Here is a 4,008-nt window from a genome sequence, read left to right on the forward strand (position 1 = left end):
CGGCGGGCCCCCCCCCCCCCCCCCCGGGCCGGGGGGGGGCGGGGGGGGGCGCGCGGGGGGGGGGGGGGGGGGGGGGGGGGGGGCCCCGGCCCCCCCCCCCCCCCCCACCACACCGAACGCGAACCTCCCCGATCACCCTCACCGGTCGAGGTTCGCCAGCACCCGGTCGGCACGGTGGCGCCACGTGTGGTGCGCGTGCACTCGGCTCCGGGCCTCGCCGCCGAGCGCGCCGCGCAGTGGTTCGTCGGCCAAAAGTTCGGTGATCGCCAGGGCCCAGGCCGATGCGTCGGTGGGTGGCCGGAGAAGGCAATTGATCCGGTCGTGAAGAATCTCGCGCAGGACGGGCAGGTCGGACGCGACGATGGCCCGCCCGTGGGCCATGTACTCGAACATCTTCATCGGAGACGCCCAACGGCCCGTCTCGCAGTGTCCGTCGGCGGTGTAGACCTCGCTCTGGTAGGGGGCCAGGACCACGTCGAACAGCGGGTAGTAGGCGCCGACGGTCGCGGGCGGCCGGTGCCCGTGGAAGTGCGCGTTGGCGACGCGACGACCGGGGCCGGTCCAGCGCGCGAGGTCCTCGGGGGTGCCGCCGACGAGGTGGAAGTCGAGGTCCGGGAGCCGGCGTGCGAGGTCGAGGACCAGGTCGATGCCGCGCCCCTCGTAGAGGTGTCCGACGTAGCCGATCCGTGGAGCGTGTGCCCGCCCCGGGAGTTCCGGTGGGCTCTCGAGACCGGCGCGGGTATCGGGCGGGTCGGCGCCCTCGGGGGCGACCAGGAGCGGAAGCGGTGCGACCGCGCCGTACACACGCCGGTATTCGCGTTCGAGCGCGTGCGTGATCACCACGATCCGCGCGAGCACGCCCGCGTGCAGCAGGTCGCGTTCGATGCGCAGCGTGTTCGGGTCGTCCCGCAGCCGATGGGTCTCGTACACCAGCGGTGCGACGCCGACCGCGGCGGTGAGGGCGTACAGGTCGTGGCCGTAGATCAGATCGGGGGCGTCGCGTACGAGGAGCACTCGCACTCGTTCGGCGCGTACCCGGTATCCGGCCGGGGTGTAGTCCGGGCTCGGCACCCTGTGAATGGGGAAACGGTGCCGGACGCCGTAGTAGGCGTGCGCGTCATCGACGTCGAACGAGCCGGGCGCGGTGTAGAGGGTCACCTGGTGACCGGCCCGGGCGAAGGCGTCGCACATGCGCATCGCGTGCACGCTGTTGGCGTAGAGGGAGGGGATGCTGCCGGGGTGCAGATAGGCGATCCGCATGCCCGTCTACGCCCGGGCCGATGCGACAGGTGAACGCCCAGTCGCGCGGCGCGGCAACGTCGTGGGAGCCCGCTTCCCCTCGGCCTGTCGTTCGGCCCGAGCGTCCGGGCTCGGTACGAGGTCGTCCCGCATGTCCGGGCCCCCTTCGAATGGCCGACTTCCCCGCCGTCGGCGCGGAACCTCGGAAGCGCCATGGTGTGGGCGGGTCGGCCCCGAGGACAAGACGTGGCACGAGATCGACACGAGGCCGAGCGGTCGGCGCGGGGCCGCGGTGGCGGATCGTCCCGGATCCGCCGGCCTGGCGGGTCATCCGGGTTCCGCCGGCACGGACACATCCTTCGGACCACACGACGCGGGCCCGGGGTTCCGGGACAACATCGTGATCACATTGTGGGTGATGGTGCGCACCTGCCGGTCCAGGGGAAGCACACGCGGCCAGTCGACGGTGGCGGCGGTGAATACGGTGCCGCCTCGGGTGTACAGGCCCAGTGTCGCCATTCGTGCGCACCCGTCGCTCTCGCGCGCGGCGTGATGCCAGCCGGCGGCCGGGTCCGCGGGGAGTTCGGCGACGCCCAGGATCGTGAAGTCGACCGGTGTGCCGTCCTCGCCGGTGGCTACGGCCGCTCCCGACGCGTCGCGGCGCGTTGCCGCGCCGTCGCACTCGTAGCCGACCAGGGCGTGCTCGGCGCCGAGGAGGTCCCCGTCGCGCAGTCCGGTGCCGGTGAAGATCGGGTGCTGGGCGTGTTGCACGGTGAAGCCGAGCGGGGCTCGGGGCCCGAGCCAGTGGCCGCCGCCGTTGCGGTAGCTGACACCGGTCAGCGTGTTCTCCGGTTCGGTTTCCCACCAGTGGTCGGGGACGCCGCGGAGCGCGTCGAGGTCGACGCCCAGCGGTGCGCCCGGTGGGAATTTGGTGCAGGCCAGGGCGGTGCCGTCGTCGGTCACCGTGACGCGCCACCAGCAGGTGTTCGCGCCGAAGTTGGCGATGTTGCCGCCTCGGTCGCGAAAGGCGGTGACGTGTCGGCGGGTGGGCGCGCTCCAGTACTCGTCGTGGCCGGCGGAGAGCAACAGGTGGTGTCCGTCGAGGGGTTCGGGCGACTCGTGCAGATCCAGGTCGGTGCAGTAGTCGACCGTGTGACCGTTCGCCTCCAGCCAGGCGATGAAGGGGGCGTCCCAGTGCGCGAACGTCTGGCGCGGGGTGCGTGGATCGTGGGCGTCCGGGTGCCCCTTCACGGGACCGCCGATGCCACCGCCGGGACGTCGCAGACCGACGATCCTGGTGCCGCCCGGCGGCGGGGTCGCGAGGTGGTGGGTCGAGCGGTACAGGCTCCCGCCGCCGCTCTCGTTGTAGGCGTGGTAGGTGAACACCGGCACCTTGTAGAGGATGCGCGCGGTCGGCACTCGGGGCGTCACCACGAACAACATCCGTCCCGCGCGCGCGTCCACCGCCTCGGTGCTGTCGGGGGCCGGATCCGGCGGCCCGTCCGCGTCCGCCCGCAGGATCGCCACGTACACCCCCGAGGGCCACTTCGCGGGGACGGCGAAGTCATAGCCGGGCCAGCACCAGTCCTGCTCGGGGCGACGTGCGGGGGCGTGGCGGCCGTCCGCGATCAGGAAGGCCATGTGGCGCAGGGTCTCGCCGCACCGGTACACGTCCATCCGGAACCGGTCGGCACGGGTGGACACATGCAGCCGCAGCGTGTCCCCCGCGCGGACCCCCGGCCGGGCGGGATATCCGTCGACGACCGGCTCTCGGGTCGAGGCCGCGATGTCGGGCCCGGGCCGCGCGTGCGGTGGTGAACCGGTCATCGGATGTGTCACCCCTCGGATGCGTGCGTAGACCGGGATGCCTTCCTGCCACGTGGCCCACTCGACGCGGCGTTCTCCCGCCGGTGGCGGCCGCATTCCCGCCGACACGCCTCCCGCCGGCTTCGACCGCACTCGAAACCTAGCCACGCCACAAGGTCCAGAACCCTGATGGTCATGCCCTACACCGCCTTCCACGCCGCGGCCGAGGAGGTGCGCTACGACATCGACCTGCTCGGGGCGCGCTTCGGGGTCGGTTTCGAGACCGTGTGCCATCGGTTCGGCACACTCCAGCGCCCGCGCGGACGTGGGGTGCCGTTCGTGTTCCCGCGGGTGGACCGGGCGGGCAACGTCTCCAAGCGGCAGTCCGCGACCGGCTTCCGCTTCTCCCGCTGCGGCGGCACCTGCCCGCTGTGGCGGGTGTACGAGGCGTTCTCCGCGCCGGGCCGCGTCCTCACCCGGATCGCCACCATGCCCGACGGTCGCGCCTACTTCCGGATCGCCCGTACGGTCACTCGCGGGCGGCGCGCGTGGGGCGGTGCCGGGGCCGGCTTCGCGGTCGCCCCGGGTTGCGAACTCCGGCACGCACACCGGCTGGTGTACACCGACGGCCTCGCCCTGAACGATCCGCGGGCGGCGACGCCGATCGGCCTGGGATGTCGCGTGTGCGAGCGCCGCGACTGTCCCCGGCGGGCCTGTCCCGCCGCCGGGCACCGGCTCGCCGTCGACGAGAACCGCACCACCCTGGTCCCCTACCGGGTCGACTCCCCCGGAGTGTGACCCCGAAGGCCCCGGGTGCGCGCGGCGCCGGTTTTCGGTCGAAATGTGTCGTGGGGGGGGGGGGGGGGGGGCCCCCCCCCCCCCCCGCGGGGCGGGGGGGGGCGGGGGGGGGGGCGGCGGGGGGGGGGGGGCGCGCGGGGGGGGCGGGGGGCCCGGGAGACCCCC

Annotated in this window: 2 protein-coding genes and 1 pseudogene; 1 reads left to right on the plus strand and 2 read right to left on the minus strand. The window is 73.8% G+C overall.

The annotated features are described in order from the left end of the window. Nucleotides 1–138: 138 nt before the first annotated feature. Together ACIBSV_RS20005 and ACIBSV_RS20010 are read right to left on the minus strand one after the other, a co-directional pair. On the minus strand, nt 139–1,260 hold the full coding sequence (locus ACIBSV_RS20005) for a glycosyltransferase family 4 protein (protein WP_395864742.1): 1,122 nt from the start codon (nt 1,258–1,260) through the stop codon (nt 139–141). A gap of 306 nt (nt 1,261–1,566) precedes the next feature. Then, the gene (locus ACIBSV_RS20010) at nt 1,567–3,066 is read right to left on the minus strand and encodes a N,N-dimethylformamidase beta subunit family domain-containing protein (RefSeq protein WP_395864744.1); all 1,500 of its coding nucleotides are present in this window, start codon (nt 3,064–3,066) and stop codon (nt 1,567–1,569) included. A gap of 168 nt (nt 3,067–3,234) precedes the next feature. Between ACIBSV_RS20010 and ACIBSV_RS20015 the strand changes: the two are divergent. After that, a pseudogene (locus tag ACIBSV_RS20015) lies at nt 3,235–3,843 on the plus strand (short-chain fatty acyl-CoA regulator family protein); the annotation flags it as partial. Nucleotides 3,844–4,008 lie beyond the last annotated feature (165 nt).

Source organism: Embleya sp. NPDC050154 (genome assembly GCF_044460165.1).
Classification (GTDB): Bacteria; Actinomycetota; Actinomycetes; order Streptomycetales; family Streptomycetaceae; genus Embleya.